Genomic DNA, 21,031 nt, shown 5'->3' with positions numbered 1-21,031 from the left:
CAGCAGTTTAACTCAGTGGTCTCATCCACTTTCCATGGCGTCATTTACTATGTGAAACGCTTTCAAATTACAACATTTTCTTCAACCAAACTATTTTACTTTCACAGGAGGACATATGTCATTCACAGAAATTAGATTTCCAGAAAATATATCTTATGGTTCCACTGGAGGACCGGAATTTTCCACTGACGTTGTAACAACTCACAATGGTTGTGAACAGCGCAACATCAATTGGTCTCATGCACGCACTAGATACAACATAGCTTACGGGGTCAGATCAAACGAGCAGCTACTAGAACTAATAACATTTTTTCATGCACGAAAAGGTAAAGCAATAGGGTTTCGTTTTAAGGATTGGTCGGATTTTATAGCCATCAACCAAGAGATTGGTATAGGAGATAACAAAAAAACGACTTTTCAGCTAATCAAAACTTATGTAAGTGGGGAAGATAAGCATATACGCACGATCAAAAAGCCAGTACATGGGACAGTAAAGATTTATTTAAATGGTAAAGAAGAGAGTGAATATTCAGTAAATTATTCAACGGGAGAAATAACATTCATGAAACCGCCAGTAAAAGATGCAATAATCACTGCGAGCTTCGAATTTGATGTGCCCGTGCGCTTTGATACAGATTACTTAAACGCTTCTATTGATGACTATGGAAGCAATAGCTGGAATAACATTCCACTAATAGAGGTAAAATTTTAGTTATAAGCGAGCATAGATCTACATCATAGTAGGGCTACTAGTCTACCATAAATTAAAAAATTAAGCACCACTGAGGCTCTATACCTAAATGAGCCTTAGTATATGCAATTATTTTAAACTTTATCACCAGCTATATACTACAATGTTGCTGAGCTTTGCTAACATTTACACTTGAAGCTTGGGGAGATTCTAACTCAGTGCTTTCTCCTTCCTGCAAAATAGAAAGCTTCAACAATTCCTTTAGAGTTGATTTTGCAAGTGTTGTATCATCTTTGTTTAAGATGTAGTCTAGCATGCCGTTTTTCTGTAAGAGATTAACAAAATATCTATCTCCCTCATTAAGAACCTCTATCTTGTTAATACAAGATAATACTAAATCCGAATTCTTTGTTGCTAAAATTCCATTCAAAAAGATATCTAATTTTGTTTTATCTTCAGTTAAGTCTTCAGCTAACCTATTTCTGATGTTATCATTATCAAGCACAGTGTACTCGAGGTACGAGCAAGGCTCAATAAGTATAAAGTCCTCTAAAGGCACTAGTTCTGGATAGGTGCCAGCGTAATCAAGTATGCCACACTCAGTAATACACCCTCCTTTTCTTATAACACAGCAATTGAGACGACCATGATACATTGATAACAAAGAAAAAAGACGTATTATACTTGTACCTCTATCTTTCATTTCCTCGAAAAGCTTCCTATCATTTATTAATTTGTGCAAAATGTAATCCATAGCAGAACCTGGTTTGCGGAAATGAAACATATTATTCTCTTCAAAAATGGCCTCAGCTAATTCGATAGATTCTTTATCCTCATCTACGAAAGCTTTTTCATTTCTATTTAACTGTATGATCTCAGCTTTGCTATCTCTGCGTAGACCAGTTCTCCTTATTAACATCTCAAATATTTTTGTATTCATATATATCCTATATTAGTTAAAGTAAATATTAATAATGTTTACTTTTTAAATAAAAATAAATGAAAATTTTAATAAAAATTATATTTTTTTTAATAGAATAAAAATCTTTTATATTTGCTTGAGTACCAAAAGGGCTTTATTGGTGTAATGCGTTTTCTATTGCGCCTGGCCGCAGCGCGTGATGCAACCGGATTCAAGTGTCAGCTACTTTTATAGCACCACTTCTGCTTCAATAACTGTAAATACTAAGCGATCTGTCTTAAAATCTCCTCTTGTTGCTGAGCATGTACACTAGCATAACCACATGCAGGAGATGCAGCAGCAAGTCTTGCAATGCACTTAGGTCTTTTTGCTTGAATATTGAGATTGGATAACACTTCTTCTATCAATGGGTTGACAAAAAACCATCCTCCCATATTTTTTGGTTCTTCTTGACACCATATAATTTCAGCGTTCTCGTATTTCTCAAGTTCACTGCTTAGTTTATCGGCCGGAAACGGATAGAATTGCTCCAAACGTATTACTGCTATATCGTTTATTTTTTGTGCTTCACATACTTCAATTATGTCGTAGTAAACTTTACCACTGCATATTACAACTTTACGTATTTTATCATTTAGAACCAAATCTGTTCTATATTCTGGGATTACCGTGAGGAATTTTCCTTCAAAGTCAGATAGGTTAGAAACTGCTCTTTTATGACGCAATAGTGATTTAGGTGTAAACACTACTAAAGGCTTGCGAAAGTCTCTGTGGATTTGCCTGCGTAAAGCATGAAAATAATTTGCTGGAGTAGAGCAATTAACAACTTGCATGTTATCTTCTGCGCAGAGTTGCAAAAATCTCTCTATACGCGCGGAGCTATGCTCAGGTCCCTGTCCTTCATAACCATGAGGCAGCAACAAAACTAGACCGCTTGATCGCAACCACTTTGTTTCTGCAGATGCAATAAACTGGTCGATCATAATTTGTGCACCATTTGCAAAATCACCAAATTGTCCTTCCCAGAGCACCAGTGAATATGGGGAATCAAGGCTATATCCATATTCAAAGCCCATTACAGCATACTCTGATAAAGCGCTATCTATGACCTCAAAGTAAGCTTGCTTTTCATTTATATTGTTTAGCGGAATAAACGCTTCTTCTGTTACCTGATCAACAAGCCTTGAATGACGGTGCGAGAAAGTTCCACGACCAGAGTCTTGTCCTGATAAACGCACTCCTATTCCTTCTGTGAGCAGTGATGCAAACGCAAGACTTTCGGCAGTTGCCCAGTCTATATTACTACCAAAATTTATGCTGTCTATTCTGCCATCGAGTATTTTTCTAACCTTATTGTTAATGTTAAAGTTACTTGGGATATTGCTATTTATACGCACACCTAATTTTTTCAGCTCATCTGGCGGAACACCAGAATCCGTGTAGTATTTGCTCAAATCGCTCAGCTTTGCTCTTCTTAATTTTGACCACACTCCACCGAACCAGTCAGCTTTTTTTGGAGTGTAAGCCGCTGATTCAGCAAGACTTTTATCTAATTTTGCCCTGAATTCACTGCGCAATTTATTTACTTCATCGCCATCTAATACTTTCTCTGCAGTCAATTTTTCTTCATACAATGTTCCAGGAGTTTTATGCTTTGATATCGCCTTATACATAAGTGGCTGAGTGAAATTCGGTTCATCACCTTCATTATGGCCATATTTGCGGTAGCACATTATGTCAATTACTACGTCCTTTTTAAATTTCTGCCTATATTCCATCGCCAGACTTGTAGCAAAACTCACAGCTTCCGGGTTATCTCCATTGACGTGAAACACTGGAGCTTCTATTGATTTTGCTATATCAGTGCAATAAAAAGAGGATCGTGCGCAACATGGGTTAGCAGTAAAACCAACTTGGTTATTAATGACAATGTGCACAATGCCATCCACTTTATAGCCTTCAATATTGCTTAAGGTTAAAGTTTCAGCAACCACTCCTTGACCGATGAAAGCCGCATCACCATGAATTGATATGCCAAGCACAGATCTTATATTCTGTTTTGCTCTTATTCTTCCAGCCAAAACCGGATTTACCGCTTCAAGGTGAGATGGATTAGGGCATAAACTTAAATGTATTTTCTTACCACCGGCAAGTGTTTGATCAGAAGAGTAACCAAGGTGATATTTAACATCACCGGACACCTCAAGACCACCTGGATATGCAAGATTGCCTTGAAATTCAGATAGCATTGCCGCATATTCTTTGCCCATAACTTTGGTTAAAATATTGAGTCGTCCGCGGTGAGCCATGCCAAGAACTATTTCTTCAATACTAAAAGCTGCAGAATCACTAATGATTCTCTCAATTGCAACGATAGCTGATTCCCCACCTTCGATAGAAAAACGTTTATATCCAGGAAATTTCATATGGAGAAATTGCTCGAACATCTCAGATTCAATTAAGTGCCTCAGTATTTCCTTTTTATCTTGTGAACTCAGCGTATAGGTTTGATTTTCGATCTTTTCCTGCAGCCACATCCTCTCCTCATAAGAGGAGATATGCATAAATTCAAAACCGATGTTCTTGCAGTAAATATCTCTATAGATTCCAGCGTCACTTGCCGGATATAGATTCGAATATTTCTGATAATCTACTTCCTTATTCACATTGGGTGATAACGGATTAAGATCCGCAAAAAAATGACCGTAAGATCTGAAAAAATTTGCTAAACTAGAAACTGAATCATCCACCTTAGTTACATGTTGTGCACCGCAGGTCTCCGCTTTATTAACTTCTAAATTGCTTGAAAAAATTCTATACCAATCCTCCCCGATTGATTTATCACCCTGCAAATAACGGCTATACATTTCTTCCACAAATTCTGCATTATCACCATAAAGGCAGCTTAAACTCGACATAATCACTATAAAAAGTATCAAATACTTATAAGTATAACTTAAGTTTTTTAAAAAAGAACTTTTTTAGTTTCTATACGTCATACCGCGATTCATTCGCGGTATCTCTTAACATAGATCCCGCTAACACGTAGCGGGATGACGATTGTCAGGGTGTCATTCCAGCGCGTGACGCTGGAATCCAGTTTTTATTTGCAGCCTACTTGACTCGAAGCTAAGTTTTCTGGATCCAAATAGTCAAGGCACTGGGATGACAAAAAAAGGAGCACTGGAATGACAAAGCTATAGGTTGCAAGCGAGACGTCATACCGCCGCGGCGCTAACAAGAGATCCCGCTAACACGTAGCGGGATGACGGTTGTCGTTTAGCTATAAACATTAAGAAATTTACTAAGCGAAAAAAAAGGCAAAAGAAGCCCCGTGGTTGGCTAATTACTTACATTATACTTTCAAGTATGGCGTTTTTTTATTCTAAACGCTTAATAACCGCGATTTAGCTGCTTTTTAATGCAACTAACCTTTAGTCATAAATGTTTAAGAAATTTACTAAACAGAAAAAAAGACAAAAGAAACCCTAGGGTAGCTAATTATTCACTATCCATTTTTTAAGTTGGCGTTTTTTTATGTTTTAAATGCTTTATAAGCGCATTTTAGCTTATATTAGGTAAAAACCTAGAATTTTATAAAGACATAAGGTGCACATAGTGCAAAAAATTAAACATGAGACGCCAGATTCGTGAGTTTTTTTGTCATTTAATCTGTACAGAGAAGATAAATAAATAGCTTCACTTTCATGATAAGGGGGCTGACGGAGTTTGTCAAGGAAGTTTTTTCGTTTAATCCGTTTCTATGAGCTACTTGGATGACGAGGAAAGAGCACTTACATATTTATGGCAACCTCATTACCTACGCTCAAAAAGTTTTTCAATATCACTGAGTTTCATTTCTATATAAGTTGGTCTTCCGTGGTTGCATTGCCCGGAATATGGGGTTTTTTCCATTTGTCTCAGCAGCTCATTCATTTCATCTAACCTCATTTTTCTACCCGCTCTAATTGATCCATGACAAGCGATAGTGGCCAATATTTTGTTCACTTTATCTTCTACTGGCAATGTATCTTCTATTTCCGTTAATCTATCGACTATATTAATTAGCATCTCTTTCACATCTATTGCTCCCAAAATTGCAGGGATTTCTTTTACTATCACTTTATTTTCTGATTTGATCTCAATATCAAAACCCATTTCAAATAACTTATCTTTATAAACTTCAATCATCTCCATTCCGGCTTGATTTTTGATTTCAACCGTTTCAGGAAGAAGTAGTTTTTGTCTTTTTACATTTGATTTTTGTTTTAAGCATTCATATACTAATCTTTCGTGGGCTGCATGCTGATCGACTATAATCAATTTGTCCCTTACCTCGGCAATAATGTAAGTATTATAGACCTGACAGCGTGCAAACCCGAGCGGGTGGCTCTCTATCAAATCAACTTGCTCTAACACCTTTTTTTCTAGAACCATAGTCTCCGCTTGTGATGGTAATTTCTGTATGCCGGTATAATCAAACGATTTTGACTGTTCTGATAAGCTTTTTACTCTTTCATTTGGAGAAGCAAATTCTTTTATTAGTTGATTTTCAAAAGGACTTGGCCTTCTTTCATTTTGAACATCAGGTTTATCAAAAGGATCTGGCAATGTTGAATCCATTTTCTGGTCATGCGCTGGAAAGGTGCCTATCCTTCTTGACAATGCTTTAATTAATCCTCTTGTCATTATCTCATATATGAGCTTCTTATTCTGAAACCTTACTTCTGACTTATTTGGATGCACGTTTACATCTACTTGATCATAAGGTATCTCTAAATGTAACGCTGCGAAAGGATACCTATCGCTTGGAATAAAATCATGATATGCATACCTAACTGCGCCAATAAGTAGATTATCTTTGATTGGCCTTCCATTAACAAACGTATAGATCTGAGTTGACTTACCACGATTGACGGTCGGTTTACAGATGTGTCCCGTAAGTTTAATGCCGTCTTCTTCTTCATTAATCTCCAGAGAACTGCCCTGAAATTCTTCTTCTACTTCACACAATCTATGAAATAACGAAGTCTGCTTAGCGTATTTTAAGAGCTTTTTATTACCTGAAGTGAGAGTAAACCCTATATGATAGTTAATCATTGCTAGGTTATTTACAATATCAACAATGCTTTGAGTTTCTGCTCTTTCAGTTTTTAGAAATTTTAGTCTATTTGGAGTGGCAAAAAATAAATCTCGTACTTCAATATGTGTGCCTTGTGATAAAGAGTAAGGAGTTTGCTCCCCTATTTTCTCTCCACCCTCATAACTTATAGACCATGCTTCATTTGCTTCTCTTGCCTTAGACGATAATTTTATCCTACTTACTGCTGCTATTGAAGGCAGAGCTTCTCCTCTAAAGCCAAGATGCTTGATTTCTATCAACTCATTGTCGCTCAATTTTGAAGTAGCATGGCGCATAAACGCAAGTTCTAAATCGTTTTTTTCTACTCCGTTACCATCATCTGTCACAATAATAAGGTTACGCCCACCACTTTCTATTTTGATCTCTATTTCTAAACTTCCAGCATCTATTGCATTTTCCACTAATTCCTTTACTACACTTGCTGGCCTTTCTATTACCTCCCCCGCTGCTATACGGTTTATGGTTTTTGTGTCTAAAAGAATTATTGCCATAGATTTATTATGAAACTGGTTTTTCTTTTACTTCTTTGGTCTGCTTCTCTCTCCACTTTTTTAACCTACCTGCAATTTCACTGTTAGAAATTGACAATATAGATACGGCGGTAATGGCAGCATTATATGCTCCATTTTCTCCTATAGACATGGTTGCAACTGGAACACCCTTTGGCATTTGAACTATAGAGAGTAGACTGTCCAGCCCATTTAATTGTTTACTATGCACAGGAACGCCGATAACTGGTAAACAAGTTAGTGACGCAACCATACCAGGTAAATGAGCTGCACCTCCTGCACCAGCTATAATAACCTTAAAACCTTCTTCTTGTGCAGATTTAGCAAAATTGAAGAGCCTTTCTGGTGTTCTATGTGCAGATATTATGAATATATCATGTGAAATTTCTAATGCTTTTAACATATCAACAGTATGGACCATAGTGGTGTAATCTGACTCACTTCCCATAATAACAGCAACATCTTTTTTTATTTTTGTCATATTCAACACAATTTTACTTACTAACTAAATAATGTTCCAGCTAAAAAGCAACAAATATTTAAATTATATTATAAATATAATATATAGAATTCTCGTTAAAATAGAAATTTTAAAAATTTAAATAAATATTTATATTAAGATATAGAGATATAAACTTCTTATGTAAGATAAATTTATAAAATAATTATTTTTGTATTTCAAGCTTTGTAATCTTAGCTTGTTCTTTCTATAAATGGTTTTTTCAGATAGACTGATGGTAAAATGGTAATTTAAAATTACTAGAAATTTGATAAAAATATTAATATATAATCAACTTAAAGTTTTAAATATTGATATCATATAATTATTGACAAGTTACATGATATTAATATCTTGGTATATTAAATATTATGTTATAATATTTAATAAAGTTAATTGATATGTGAGTGTAAGAATTATGGAAATAATATCGTTAAATAACTTAGACAGTGCAGGAATAAAAACAAAGTTGCTTTATATAATAAATAAAATTGTAGAAAAAAATGCTTGGACTCAGGCTTTTGCAGCTGAGAAACTTGGTATTGATCAGCCAAAGGTATCGCAAATTAAAAATGGTAAAATAGATGGTTTTTCTTTAGAGCGATTGTTAGGATTTCTAAAAAAACTTGATCATGAGATAACAATCACGATGACAGAAAGCCAAGAAATAAAATCTGAGGCAGAAAAAGTAAAACATGAAGTTGAATCGCAATAGATACAAAGTTGACAACTTGTTTTTTGTGATATAGTATAAAACTTATTAAGGTAGTATCTTATGGCTGAGTCTGTTGTAGAAAAGTGTATAGAACGGGTAAGTAACCGTTTCAAATTGGTTCTGTTGGCAAGTCAAAGAACACATGATTTAAATACAGGGGCAAGTAATCCAATTCAAGCAGCTAAGTTTAAAGGTCATAAAAATACCATAGTTTCCTTACATGAAATAGCAGGAAAACAGGTGGATACTCATGAGCTGTTTAGCCTTTTGGTAGGTAGATGCAAGGAATACATGAAAGGAAATATGAATAATGTTTACAGCAGTAATACAAGTAAGCTAGCGAATTTATTAAATTTTTCTGATAACACAGATCTTGATGCAAGTCAAGAAAGCCAAGATTATGAAGTGGATGGTGAAATAGATGATGAAATAAATGATCAAGATGGCGATGAAAAAGTATCCGTTTAGAAATCTACTGAAGTCACATAGTCTTTAAATGATTTGCATTGCTATCTATACACTGTTGTTCTGTATGAGTGTAATGTTGTGTTGCATAGTGTCTAAGTCAAATGATGTGTACAATAAGGTTTTAGCGTTCAATAATTTCTCAACGCAAGTAGTTGTACTTATAACAGCAATATCAATCATTCTGAATAATTTTTTTTTAATTGATATAGCATTGTTGTATGCTAGCGTTAGCTTTATATCAACTATAGCACTAATGAGATTAATGTTGTTTTGATAATTTATGATAGGATCCATTTTCATATTTTTAGGTATTTGTTTGATAATTATTTCAAATATAGGGGTGATCAGATTTCCTGATTTCTATACTAGGTTACATGCAGCAGGTATTACAGATTCTAGCGGTGCAACGTTATTGTTAATTGGTTTTGCTTTGCAGAATGGATTTTCAATCAATACTGTTAAAATAGTATTATTAATTTTTATAATATGGGTAGCTAACTCAACTAATAGCTATATTTTAGCGCGCACTCATTATAAAGTTAAGAAAAAAACTGTTAAAGAAGGCTAAGGTGTTAGAAATATTAAATGTAGTGTTACTTTTGTTGTTACTAACAGTTACGGTTTTTATAGTTTTCTCGCGACATTTAGTCGTAAGTGCTGTTCTAATGTGTGTATTTAGTTCACTGATTGCGCTTATATACTTAATTATGAATGCACCTGATGTTGCAATTACTGAAGCTTCTGTTGGTGCGGGGCTCAGTACAGTTTTTACGTTTGCAGCACTCTCCTTGATAAAGAATCATAAAGTAAATCTATCTCATAACTCTATAACGCTTTTTTTTATGTTATTTCTGACTGTATGTTTGTCATATTTTATGATTCAATTGCCAGATTTTGGCAGCCACAATGCTCCGATCCACTTGCATTTTGCTCCTTATTATGTGGAAAATACCGAAAAAGCTACCGGTATTCCTAATATAGTGACAGCTATTTTGGCAAGCTTTCGTGGTTATGACACGTTTGGAGAAACTATAGTAGTTTTTACTGCTGCGCTTTGTATAACGTTGATATTAAAAGAAGAAAAAGAAAATGATTAAAGATCCGATATTAAATGCAGTAACATTTTTGATGATACCTTTTATCATTTTATTTGGTTTATACATACAATTTCACGGTGATTACACTCCGGGTGGAGGTTTTCAAGCAGGAATAATTATTGCCTCCGGGATAATATTATATTCAATGCTATTTGGTGTATCTACAACTCTAAAAGCAATACCTTATTCTGTGATTAGATTGACTAACGTGTTAGGTATTTTAATTTATGGAGGAACGGGCGTTGCAACAACTTTACTTGGCCAAAATTTTTTATCTTATGATATCTTGTTAACCAATAATAGAACCGGTCAAAAATTAGGTATTTTTTTGGTGGAATTAGGTGTAGCATTTACTGTCTGCTCCTCTATGTTAATTATATATATAAATTTTGCTCGTAGGAAAAAACAATGACTTTATATAATTATACGATTATTATTGTATTAATGGTGCTAGGTTTATATATTATTATAAACGATAAAAATTTAATCAAGAAAATGATAGGGGTAAGCGTCTTCCAAGCATCTGTTTTGTTATTTTACATATCTCTAGGATATATAAAAAGTTCCTTGCCTCCTATATTGGTTTCAAATTTTTATTCATATAGCAATCCTATACCCCATGTTTTAATGCTTACTGCTATAGTGGTTGGAATTGCAACATTTTCAGTTGGATTATCCATAGCAGTAAAAATGGAAGAAAAGTATGGAACAATCGATTAAGACAAGTGTACATAAATTAACAGTATCTTAAACTATATGAAGTAACAAATAGCCACAAGTTAAAAGTAAAATTATAGACTTGCTCGTTGTAAGTTTGTTTGTTAATAAGAAATAAAATTATAAACTATAAAGGTAATGATGTCAACTATTAATGATGCAGAAGATAAGAAAAAAATTATCAAAGATCTGGTAACTAAGAGTATAAAAAAGGGTGGTTTTATCACCTTTGATGATATAAATGATAAATTATCAGATGAAAATTTTTCGTCTGACTTTATAGATGATGCTATATCTTTATTGCAGGATTCCGGAATTAATGTGCTTGAAAGTAGCGAAGATGAAGAAGATATTCCTTCCAACAGTGATGATAGTAAACTTGATGATGATGACACATCGCCAAATGTTACTGCAACTTTAGTACAAAATGATGATCCAGTGAGGATTTATTTACAAGACATGAGCTCCGTAAAGCTTTTATCAAGGGCAGATGAAATCGAGATAGCAAAAAAAATTGAATCTGAAAAGCATAACATGTTACGTGCAATAATTGAAACATCAGTAACATTAAAGGTGATAAAAGTATGGCGTGATGATTTAAGTAATGGAGCTCTCTTACTGAGAGAAATTATAGATCTGGATGCAATTTATAACTCTGATTTTAATGTGGTACCCAAAGAAGAAAGTGAAGAGAGTAAAGAAAGTGCTGAAGATGTTGAGGATTCTGAGGATGTTTCTGAAGATGCTGAGTACTGTAGTGATGATGAGAAAGATAGTAAAAAAAGTGATGATGAGAAAGACGGTAATAATGAAGATATAAGTTCAGTCAATTTAAATGTTTCTATTCTTGAAATGGAAAGTGACTTATTGCCAAAGGTCATAGTTGCATTGGATGAGATAATTACTTTAACAAATGAAGCGTTGATATTAAGAAAAAATTCTAAAAATTTCTCTAATGAGCTAGAAAATTTGTATAATCAAATATGGTCTATAGCATTACAAATTAAGTTAAGTGATGCTGCTGTTGCCAGAATTACACAAGAACTTTATAAGATAAATAGATCCATTACGCTTGAAGAGGCTAATCTTATTGCTGAGGCTAGAAAATACGATATCGATAGAGAAAGTTTCTATAAAGTTTATGATGACGTGCTTTTAAAGCACGAATTGAAAAAGATAAGTCTTTTAAAGATCAATGAAAATCAGTCCTCTTTTACAGGTGAATTAAAAAACAAATTTTTAAGGTTTATAGACGATAACTCTGAACATATAGCTAGTACCTTGAACGGTATTAAGCAGCATATACAGGAAGATAACGTACAAGAATTTAAGGAGCTAATCAAGAGAATACAAAAACACGAACGAGAAGTCTCTGAAGCAAAGCAAGAAATGATTAAGGCTAACTTAAGGCTAGTAGTTTCCATTGCTAAGAAGTATTCAAAAAGAGGCCTTGATCTGCTTGATTTGATACAAGAAGGCAATATTGGTCTTATGAAGGCCGTGGATAAGTTTGATTACAAACGTGGATATAAATTTTCAACTTATGGCACTTGGTGGGTAAGACAATCAATCACTAGAGCAATACCTGAGCAGTCTAAAGTAGTTAGAATACCAGTTCATATGGTGGAAATTATCAGTAAAATCAACAGAGCATTAAGAAAGATGACTCATGAGATGGGAAGAGAGCCGACGTTAGAGGAATTGAGTGTAGAACTGACAATGCCACTGGAAAGAACACGCAAAGTTATGAAAATAGCAAGGGATCCAGTAAGTCTTGAAGCTCCAACAGGAAAAGATGATAGTAGTACCTTTGGTGATTGTATAGAAGACAAGCGAGTCTCCAGGCCAGAGGATGCTGCAATACTTGCTGACTTGCGTGGCATTACAACCAATGTTCTTGCAACTTTAACACCAAAGGAAGAAAGAATTTTAAGAATGCGTTTTGGCCTTGGTAAAGATGGGAAGGAACATACCTTAGAAGAAGTAGGAAAAATTTTTAATGTAACACGTGAGAGAATTAGGCAAATAGAGGCAAAAGCACTGCGCAAGTTGAAACATCCAAGCCGTGCTAGAAAACTTAGAGGGTTCTTTTAAGTATACGTGTCAAGTTAAGAAGAAGCTGATTTTGCCCGGAAAAAGTGGAGAGCAAGTTAGGCCAAAGTTGTATAATTTCACCGCTATTTTTCTTTTTCTATGAATCTAATGAAACAACATGCTAATCTACGGTAAATATTATGACAAACAAAAATGACAATTCTAATTCAAAGTATAGAAATTTTTATGTTCTGGGTGATAGCTTATCCGATAATGGCGCAATCATTGGAATTTTAAATAATTTATCCTTTGCAAAAAGCGTAAAATTTGATGATCCTTTTTATCAAGGAAGATCTTTTAGCAATGGCCCTACTGCTGTTGAATATATAGCAAAATATTTAGATTTAGATGAATTTAAACCTGGGTGGAGTTATTCATTTTTTGGGAGATGCCACGAACAGCAAGGTCAGAATTACGCAGTTTCATATGCAACAGCATCTGAAATTTTTGACCCTATTTTTTCTTATTTCTTCAATAAATTTCGTTTAGCTAACCAGCTAGATGCGGTAATTAAACATCATCCAGATATAGGTAAAGAAGATTTATTTTGCATCATAATCGGCGGAAATGATGTTATGGTTGCCACTGCTTATGACGATACTAAAGCGGAAGAAGTGTTGGAACAAGCAGTGAGTGAAATATGTAATGCACTTAAGGTTCTAAATGAACATGGTGTTAAGCATGTAGTTGTTGCAAATGCACCTGAAGTTGGCTCAATACCAGCTTTTAATAGAGATGAAGAAGCAAGGGAACTAGCTACAAAGCTCACAGAGAGTTTCAATGCAAAATTGGCTAATGGCTTAGATTGTATGAAGAAAAGTACAGATCTTGAAATCAAAGCATTTGATCTTAACTCTAAAATGAAAAGTATGCTTAGCGAATACAAGAGCAAAGGTTTAAATTGTCAAGATGCATGCACATCGAACATTGCAGACCAAGTTGGGAGATTTAAAGAAAATATAAAAATACTCTTAAAGTTGATATTTAAAGGGGAACTTGACGTTCACTATAACCCTGGGTGTAGCAAAGAAACACTAAAGGATTATTTCTTTTTTGATTATTTCCATCCAACTGCGGAACTTCATCATGAAGTTGGTAATGAAGTGTATGAGTTGATTTGACACAGTTTTTTTGAACATATCCTTTTAAATAGTAACCAGACTGCATTCTGTGATTTTTAGCAAAACACGATCTTTCATTTGAGCTTTCTTCAATTTAAAATAAATACAGAAAATTGCTGCCTATAGCTAAACTGACTTAGATTTACCGACAATTTGAAAAACCGTCATCCCGCTACTATATAGTTATTGATATATATTTTCTTTTAAGCCCTTGGTTTTGATCGATAAATGTAATCATTTCATCTTCTAAAGTTTTAATTTGATTACGTAAAATTGCAAGAAGTTCCTCTATTTGTTTGATTATAGATGTATCAGTTACCTGTTGGATTTGGGTTTTTTGTATTTTTGCTATTTCTACAAGTTGGTTTCTACGAGATAATTTTTGTTTCAAGCAATCAATATTACCATTACTAACTGTTAAAGGAGTAACACGCATATCTGTATTATTAATATAACGTGAGATGATACTGCAGTCTATTTTATCAGTTTTTGTAGTAATACCAAGGCTTTTAGCATAGTCTCTCCCACCTTGGTTGAATGACGTACACCTCAAAACCATTGCTTAGTAAAGTATAGGCACATAATTTTTCGTATCCACCAGTTGCCTCAAGACCAATTTTGGTTACATTATGCAAACGTAAAAAGTCCAGCATTTCATCAATGGATTGTACATTGTTTTCAAATATTTTATAATGCTCAAGTGGGTGAATGTGGAGATCTAATTTACTTTTGCTAACATCAATGCCAGCAATAATATTTGATGAATTCATAATTCCTCCGTAATAATAACATATACTGCATTTTCCAGCCTTATATACGAGCCTAAAAGCTCAATCAGTTGTTCGGAACTTTCAGTATAATAAACCAGAGAAGAGAACCTTGCTGAACAACGATTCTTATAATCAAGGGGCGTGACGGTTCCTCTTCTCTGTGTGTCTTTAATATCACTACTTTGATATTTATAAAGACTTGTTCTTAACATATAAGGGAAGTGTCCTCTAGGTAAGATTGTGGAGTATTCGTTGTAGCATTTGGCTGTTCAATTACGCTAGTTGATTCTTTAGGTATACTATTTCCTTCAAAATTTCCATCTTTTTATTATGTTCTCTTTAGCATTTTGAGAGTGAATTATTCTAGTTTTGATATTTAAACGTTTTGTATCTGCTGTAATGATTTCACTTCCAATTTGCTATTCTTTACATATTGAATTGCAAGCACTAACGCTTTACTCCCAGAAGCTGTGGTACTGTAAGCTATATTTTGCAAAATAGCAGTTCTCCTGATATCTTTGCTATCTGAGACTGATTTCACACCTTTTGAAGTATTGATCACTAGATTTATTTTTCCATCTTTGAGCATATCAACTATGTGGGGTCTGCCTTCTCTCACTTTATTTACAGTTTGTGCAGCAATGCCATTATTATTCAGATAAGAAGCTGTACCTTTGGTTGCATATATTTCAAAACTCAGTTCTTTCAACATTCGTACAACAGGCAATATATACTCTTTATCATCATCTTTTACTGAAACCAGAGCTGCTCCTTCTGTTGGTAACTTGTATCCCGCAGCCATATGCACTTTTGCAAGTGCAGCTTCGAAAGATGAGTCAATTCCCATCACTTCTCCTGTTGATTTCATTTCAGGACCAAGTAGAATATCAATTCCCGAAAAGCGCGTGAATGGAAAAACAGCAGCTTTAACTGCAAAATGATTGAAAGGCTCGTTTTCCTGATTCAATTTTTTACCCAAAATAACTTGAGTGGCAAGTTTTGCAATAGGGATGTTAATTACTTTGGAAATAAAAGGAACTGTGCGACTAGCCCTTAGATTCACTTCAAGTATGTATACATCACTAGACCTCTTGCATAACTCGATTTCTGAAGGCAATTTTGTCGTCAAAGCTTGTCTGCGCTCCTCAAATACATTCGAGTATTCTGTGGTGCTCATCTGCACTTTTTCTAAAAATTTCTCATCACAAACAGGTTCTGCAAGAGGTCTATTCTCTTGAACAGCAAACTGAATGTTTATCAGACCTTTCACTTCTAGTGCAAGAGCTATTCTTTCAGTTTGTAGCTTAATCTCTTTTATTACTTCGTCACTCAATGTATTTGTCGGTATTGAGCATGTTGAATCACCAGAGTGGATACCAGCTTCTTCAATATGCTCCATGACCGCTGCAATGAAAACTTTTTCCCCATCACATACAGCATCAACGTCAACCTCAACTGCATTGACTAAAAATTTATCAAGAAGCAGCGAACCATGCTCAAAGATTTTAGTTTGATCTAAGACGTACTCTTTAAAGCTCTGAGTATCGTGTCTAATCGACATAGACTGACCGCCGAGGACATATGATGGCCTGACTACTAGTGGAAACCCCACCTTTTCTGCGTTGGTTAACGCTTCTTCTACTGAATGGCAGATAGAATTTTCAGGTTGTTTTAAATTAAGTTGCAAAGCAAGGTTTTTAAACCTCATGCGATCTTCTGCAAGGTCAATAGAATCAAACGAAGTTCCCAGAATTTTGAAACCTCTCTCGTTAAGCACTTTGGCTAACTTTAAAGGTGTTTGACCGCCTATTTGAACTATTACACCAACCAGTGTGCCATTTTCTTGCTCTTTACTTAGTATTTCAAGCACATCCTCTGCAATGAGTGGTGCAAAATATAAACGATCAGCGGTATCGTAGTCAGTTGAGACAGTTTCGGGATTACAGTTGATCATTATTGTTTCATACCCCATTTCTTTGGCGGCAGAAGCTGCATGTACGCATGCATAATCAAACTCAATACCTTGACCAATGCGATTTGGACCACTTCCTAAAATGACAACCTTTTCTCGGTCAGAAATATTCGCCTCACATTCCGTTTTATTTTCAACATCACCCTCATAGCAGCCATACATATAAGCAGTGCTTGATTCAAACTCAGCTGCACAGGTGTCTACGCGTTTATAAACTTGTTTAATGCCAAATTTTTTTCTTATTTCTTCGATTTGTTTTACTCGATCTCCAGCGTGTAACGCTGGCTGGATCCCAGTGTCACGCACTGGGATGACATTAGAGGGTACTGGAATGACAGAGGTAGGTCTATTACTTAACTTTGCTAATCTTGCATCTGAAAATCCCATTTTTTTCAGCTCTAACATTTCGTACGCAGTTCCAGGAAATCCATTTTCCTTGATTTTTTGTTCAGTTAATATAATTTGCTGTATATTTTGCAGAAACCATAAGTCATATCCTGTAATCGAATTTATTTCTTCTATGCTAATTCCGTGGCGCATTGCGTCAGCAGCAATCAGTAATCTGTTTGGTAGCAATTTTGCTAATTGAGATTTTACGTGATCAATATCAATGTTCTCAGGAAACACTTCATCAAGTCCTGTAAGATCAGTTTCAAGTGAACGAAAAGCTTTCTGCAGTGACTCATTAAAAGTGCGGCCTATAGACATTACTTCTCCCACTGATTTCATGGAGGTTGATAGTTCACAATTCGTTCCCTTAAATTTCTCAAACTCAAATCGAGGGATTTTAGTGACGATATAATCAATCACTGGTTCGAATGCTGCTGGTATTATTGGAGCGCAGTCGTTACGTATTTCATCGAGTGAATAGCCAATAGCAAGTTTAGTTACAACTTTTGCAATAGGATAACCTGTTGCTTTTGAGGCAAGTGCAGAAGAGCGAGAAACCCTTGGATTCATTTCAATTACAACGAGGCTTCCATCTTCTTTAGGATTCACTGCAAACTGAACATTTGCACCTCCGGCACTAACATCAATTTCTCTCAGCACTGCTATAGATGCATTTCTCATCTGTTGGTATTCTACGTCACACAGAGTCAAAGCAGGAGCAACAGTTATGCTATCCCCAGTGTGCACTCCCATCGGATCAACATTTTCTATCGAACAGACTATTATGCAGTTATCTTTACAATCGCGGATAACTTCCATTTCATATTCTTTCCAGCCGATAATTGATTCATCTATCTGAACTTCATTTATTGGCGAAATTTTGAGAGCACTTTCTGCGATATTAAAAAACTCCTCTTTATTATATGCTATGCCACTACCTGCGCCACCAAGAGTGAATGATGAACGGATGATTGCTGGTAATCCAACGTAGTCCAAAGCCTTTTTTATTTGTTCTTGATTTTTTATAATGATACTTTTGGGGTATTTCAGTCCTATTCTATCCATGGACTGACGGAATAACTCTCTATCCTCTGCTTTTTTTATTGCTTCTCTATTTACTCCTATTAATTCTACATTGTATTTGTCTAACACTCCATCATCTGCAAGTTTTATTGCGCAATTGAGTGCTGTTTGCCCGCCCATTGTTGGCAATATTGCATCTGGCATCTCCTTAATTATAATTTTCTCTATGATTTCAGGCAGTACCGGCTCAATATAAGTTGCATCAGAGAATTCAGGATCTGTCATTATAGTTGCGGGGTTGGAGTTAACCAAAATGACTTTATAACCTTCGCTTTTTAATACTTTACAGCTTTGCGTTCCGGAATAATCAAACTCGCATGCCTGACCTATAACTATTGGGCCTGCTCCTATTACTAATATAGATTCTATATCTGTGCGTTTCGGCATAATTACAATAACGGTCTCTATTCAAGTAATGTTACCAATCTTTCCTGTATATGTGAATTTTTATTAAACCTATTAGCTAATTACTTTTAGGCTTGACGCATAACTGTACGAACATTGCAATTTGCGTGGCAGATTCCAGTGCTTGACACACAGCTGTACAAACATTCATTTTTGAAGGTAAATTGCACAGCAAATGATGTCATTCAAGTAGCTGACACTGGTTCCTTTATGACGGCAGTGCCCAGAGGTGTCATCCCAGTCTGGGATGGCTTTGTTGCATCGCTACTTATGAAAGGCTAACTATAGTTAGGATTATAAGCAACCTATTGAAAATCTTGTTTTTTTGCAATCAATCTGATCAAATTTAAGAATAGTAATTTGTTATTTATATTAATAAATTTAATTCTATTGAAAATAGCTAAAGCATTGAAATTCTTGAATTTTAGCCGGATTGGTAAATGGTAGTGAAATTTCTTTTACTCAAATTTAGGTATTCATTGACCGTTCTTGTTATAAATACCAGAATAATAAGCTACTGATATTCCCTATCTTTTTTATCTTTAATCCATCATAGCTAGCGATGCAACAAAGCCGTCTGGGATCCAGAAAACTTAACTTTAAATAAGTGGCTGCATAATAAAGACTAGATTCCAGTGTCAAGCACTGGAATGACACCATAGAGGCACTGGGATGACATCCTTCCTAGTGGAGATTACTCTCAAATCACAATGTTCATACAGTTGTGGGCTTAACGGTATCTTTGCAGATACTATGGTAATTTATTCGGGAGATTTGCTGAGCGGTAAGATTTTTCCTGATATGCTGCAGTCTTCAGAAGCTAATTCCACAAATTTATCTGTTAGTTTATCAGGTGACACCAATTCAGATCCAGGAAATGCCTGCTCACTACCCACAGGTCCTTCTGGATATACAGCATTTACACATAATTTTGTATGTTTTGTCTCAGATGCATATATCTGCACCATTATTTCTAGTGCAACTTTACCTGCAGCATACGGCATCCAATATGGATAAGAGGAAGGAGAAAGTGTCACTTCTGAGGTCATGAATATCGCTCTTCCAGCATTAGACTTTTTTAGCATTGGATCTAAGTTTTTTAGTAAGTACCAATTGGCAGTAAAATTTGTATTCATTACGTTCTGTAGCTCTTCAATCTCACAGTCATGAATGGGGTTCAGTTTGCCTAAAATTCCAGCACACGCAACTAATATATCAAGTGCTCCAGATTCTGATAATTTCAGGCTTTCTATCATGTTTGTCAGTATCTTTACATTCTCAAAGTCTAAAAGATCAAGCTGAATTAGTTTCACAGAGCCTTCTTTAAATTCTTCAAGCTCTTCAATTTCATTATATAGTGGCTTGAGATTATCAAGAGATCTTGAAATCAGAATCACACATGCACCTTCTCTTATAAACCTTTTTGCAACAGCAGAGCCTATTTCACCTGAAGCTCCGGTGATTAAAGCTACTTTACCTTCTAACTTACTCATTTCTTTCTCCTTAGCGAGATCCATTGAAATATTTTAGCTGAAAATTGAATTTTGCTCCATATATAAAAATCAAACTTAGCATATAAAAAAATAGTAATGACACTACCACACCACCTAAACTTCCATATATCAAATCCAGTTGGTCAAAGGAAGCTTTTAAGTATTGCTTAAAAGCTGAAGCAGAAATCGTCCAAAGAATAACAGCTACACAAGATCCAGGAAATACGTCTGATAAATTTTGTTTTATGTTTGGCAACATAAAATATAGCCAAGAGACTACTGTGAAAAGTACAAATTCAATGAGTAGGTATTTAGTGTAACTTAGTCCCTGATAGGAAAAATCAATTAGCATTGGCACTAATGTAGAGAACACTATAGTTAGAGTTATAATAAGCGTGATTACTAAAAATTGTAATATACTTAGTACTCTTCTTAATATATAAGGCGGCGAAACCGGAACTTTATAGGCCTTATTGAGTATTGTTCTAAGCCCTTCAATTGTCGATGAAGCGGTCCAAACAGCACCTACAATTGCTAAAGTTAGTAAGCTTTGCGGCGGGCCTGATATTATCTCCCTAATACGCGGCATCAAAGATGATAAAATATCCTGTGGCATGTTATCAATGATAAATACCCAGCCAATGTTGTACTGGTCTAAAAAATTTGCAAATGTTGACGCCACAGCCATTAAAACGATGAGAAAAGGAAATATCGATAACAGGATTAAAAATGACAAATACCCTGCGTGCTCCACTCCATCATTATAAATTGTGTCAATCAAAGCACGATAAAGGCAATAAACGATGCTGTAAAATTTCTGTAGCACTGTAATATAAACGAACCAAGAAAAGTATTCTAAATGAAATCAAATATATTTTTAAGCAAAAAAATCCTCACCGTTTACTTAAATTTAATCAAAGTGAAGAATAATCCAGCGTTAAA

Annotated in this window: 19 protein-coding genes; 10 read left to right on the top strand and 9 right to left on the bottom strand. The window is 35.0% G+C overall.

The features are described from left to right. Window positions 1–115 precede the first annotated feature (115 nt). Window positions 116–712 carry a TIGR02217 family protein gene (locus AAGD84_RS02330; RefSeq protein WP_264723093.1) on the top strand — a complete coding sequence of 199 codons (597 nt, stop codon included), beginning with the start codon at window positions 116–118 and terminating at the stop codon, window positions 710–712. 130 nt (window positions 713–842) lie between these two features. On the opposite strand, the gene AAGD84_RS02325 is transcribed toward AAGD84_RS02330, so the two are convergent. From AAGD84_RS02325 to purE, 4 genes are all read right to left on the bottom strand, one after another. Beyond that, window positions 843–1,631, bottom strand: coding sequence for a hypothetical protein (locus AAGD84_RS02325; protein ID WP_341818105.1), 789 nt, complete (start codon window positions 1,629–1,631; stop codon window positions 843–845). A gap of 245 nt (window positions 1,632–1,876) precedes the next feature. Beyond that, window positions 1,877–4,531, bottom strand: a complete 2,655-nt coding sequence (locus AAGD84_RS02320; RefSeq protein WP_341818104.1) for a 2-oxoglutarate dehydrogenase E1 component — start codon at window positions 4,529–4,531, stop codon at window positions 1,877–1,879. 898 nt (window positions 4,532–5,429) lie between these two features. Next, window positions 5,430–7,247, bottom strand: coding sequence for a DNA mismatch repair endonuclease MutL (gene mutL / locus AAGD84_RS02315; protein WP_341818103.1), 1,818 nt, complete (start codon window positions 7,245–7,247; stop codon window positions 5,430–5,432). A gap of 7 nt (window positions 7,248–7,254) precedes the next feature. Then, window positions 7,255–7,746, bottom strand: a complete 492-nt coding sequence (gene purE / locus AAGD84_RS02310; protein ID WP_264723080.1) for a 5-(carboxyamino)imidazole ribonucleotide mutase — start codon at window positions 7,744–7,746, stop codon at window positions 7,255–7,257. A gap of 436 nt (window positions 7,747–8,182) precedes the next feature. Here purE and AAGD84_RS02305 point away from each other — a divergent pair, with 436 nt between their 5' ends. The 9 genes from AAGD84_RS02305 to AAGD84_RS02265 all read left to right on the top strand — a co-directional run bounded on the left by AAGD84_RS02305 (window position 8,183) and on the right by AAGD84_RS02265 (window position 13,976). Next, window positions 8,183–8,479 (top strand): helix-turn-helix domain-containing protein, encoded by a 297-nt coding sequence (locus AAGD84_RS02305; protein ID WP_012673420.1) that lies wholly within the window; start codon window positions 8,183–8,185, stop codon window positions 8,477–8,479. 60 nt (window positions 8,480–8,539) lie between these two features. Continuing rightward, window positions 8,540–8,947, top strand: a complete 408-nt coding sequence (gene rpoZ / locus AAGD84_RS02300) for a DNA-directed RNA polymerase subunit omega (protein ID WP_341818102.1) — start codon at window positions 8,540–8,542, stop codon at window positions 8,945–8,947. A gap of 28 nt (window positions 8,948–8,975) precedes the next feature. Beyond that, the gene (locus AAGD84_RS02295; RefSeq protein ID WP_007548527.1) at window positions 8,976–9,221 is read left to right on the top strand and encodes a monovalent cation/H+ antiporter complex subunit F; all 246 of its coding nucleotides are present in this window, start codon (window positions 8,976–8,978) and stop codon (window positions 9,219–9,221) included. Window positions 9,222–9,227: 6 nt separating this feature from the next. Next, on the top strand, window positions 9,228–9,515 hold the full coding sequence (mnhG, locus tag AAGD84_RS02290; protein WP_006279703.1) for a monovalent cation/H(+) antiporter subunit G: 288 nt from the start codon (window positions 9,228–9,230) through the stop codon (window positions 9,513–9,515). Between the two features lies 1 nt (window position 9,516). Beyond that, complete coding sequence (locus AAGD84_RS02285) at window positions 9,517–10,044, top strand: DUF4040 domain-containing protein (protein WP_341818101.1); 528 nt, start codon at window positions 9,517–9,519, stop codon at window positions 10,042–10,044. Further along, a complete protein-coding gene (locus AAGD84_RS02280; RefSeq protein WP_006279705.1) occupies window positions 10,037–10,456 on the top strand; it encodes a Na(+)/H(+) antiporter subunit B in 420 nt (139 codons plus the stop codon). Before AAGD84_RS02285 ends, AAGD84_RS02280 begins: the two co-directional genes overlap by 8 nt. Continuing rightward, window positions 10,453–10,764 (top strand): cation:proton antiporter subunit C, encoded by a 312-nt coding sequence (locus AAGD84_RS02275; protein WP_006279706.1) that lies wholly within the window; start codon window positions 10,453–10,455, stop codon window positions 10,762–10,764. The genes AAGD84_RS02280 and AAGD84_RS02275 overlap by 4 nt, the downstream gene beginning before the upstream one ends. Before the next feature lie 138 nt (window positions 10,765–10,902). Continuing rightward, on the top strand, window positions 10,903–12,855 hold the full coding sequence (gene rpoD, locus AAGD84_RS02270) for an RNA polymerase sigma factor RpoD (RefSeq protein WP_341818100.1): 1,953 nt from the start codon (window positions 10,903–10,905) through the stop codon (window positions 12,853–12,855). Between the two features lie 140 nt (window positions 12,856–12,995). Further along, entirely contained in the window at window positions 12,996–13,976 is a 981-nt protein-coding gene (locus AAGD84_RS02265) for an SGNH/GDSL hydrolase family protein (protein WP_341818099.1), read from the top strand. Window positions 13,977–14,151: 175 nt separating this feature from the next. Here AAGD84_RS02265 and AAGD84_RS02260 read toward each other — a convergent pair whose 3' ends face one another. From AAGD84_RS02260 to AAGD84_RS02240, 5 genes are all read right to left on the bottom strand, one after another. After that, complete coding sequence (locus tag AAGD84_RS02260) at window positions 14,152–14,529, bottom strand: hypothetical protein (protein ID WP_341818098.1); 378 nt, start codon at window positions 14,527–14,529, stop codon at window positions 14,152–14,154. Then, window positions 14,486–14,746 carry an IS110 family transposase gene (locus AAGD84_RS02255; protein WP_010082049.1) on the bottom strand — a complete coding sequence of 87 codons (261 nt, stop codon included), beginning with the start codon at window positions 14,744–14,746 and terminating at the stop codon, window positions 14,486–14,488. The genes AAGD84_RS02260 and AAGD84_RS02255 overlap by 44 nt, the downstream gene beginning before the upstream one ends. A 376-nt stretch (window positions 14,747–15,122) precedes the next feature. Further along, window positions 15,123–18,578 (bottom strand): carbamoyl-phosphate synthase large subunit, encoded by a 3,456-nt coding sequence (gene carB / locus AAGD84_RS02250; RefSeq protein ID WP_341818097.1) that lies wholly within the window; start codon window positions 18,576–18,578, stop codon window positions 15,123–15,125. A gap of 779 nt (window positions 18,579–19,357) precedes the next feature. Further along, window positions 19,358–20,113 carry an SDR family oxidoreductase gene (locus AAGD84_RS02245; RefSeq protein WP_341818096.1) on the bottom strand — a complete coding sequence of 252 codons (756 nt, stop codon included), beginning with the start codon at window positions 20,111–20,113 and terminating at the stop codon, window positions 19,358–19,360. Beyond that, on the bottom strand, window positions 20,100–20,915 hold the full coding sequence (locus AAGD84_RS02240; RefSeq protein ID WP_264723087.1) for a YihY/virulence factor BrkB family protein: 816 nt from the start codon (window positions 20,913–20,915) through the stop codon (window positions 20,100–20,102). The genes AAGD84_RS02245 and AAGD84_RS02240 overlap by 14 nt, the downstream gene beginning before the upstream one ends. Window positions 20,916–21,031 lie beyond the last annotated feature (116 nt).

Origin of the sequence: Wolbachia endosymbiont (group A) of Andrena fulva (assembly GCF_964026815.1) — a bacterium.
In the GTDB taxonomy this organism is placed as follows: domain Bacteria; phylum Pseudomonadota; class Alphaproteobacteria; order Rickettsiales; family Anaplasmataceae; genus Wolbachia; species Wolbachia pipientis.
This window is presented reverse-complemented; position numbering and strand designations above follow the sequence as displayed.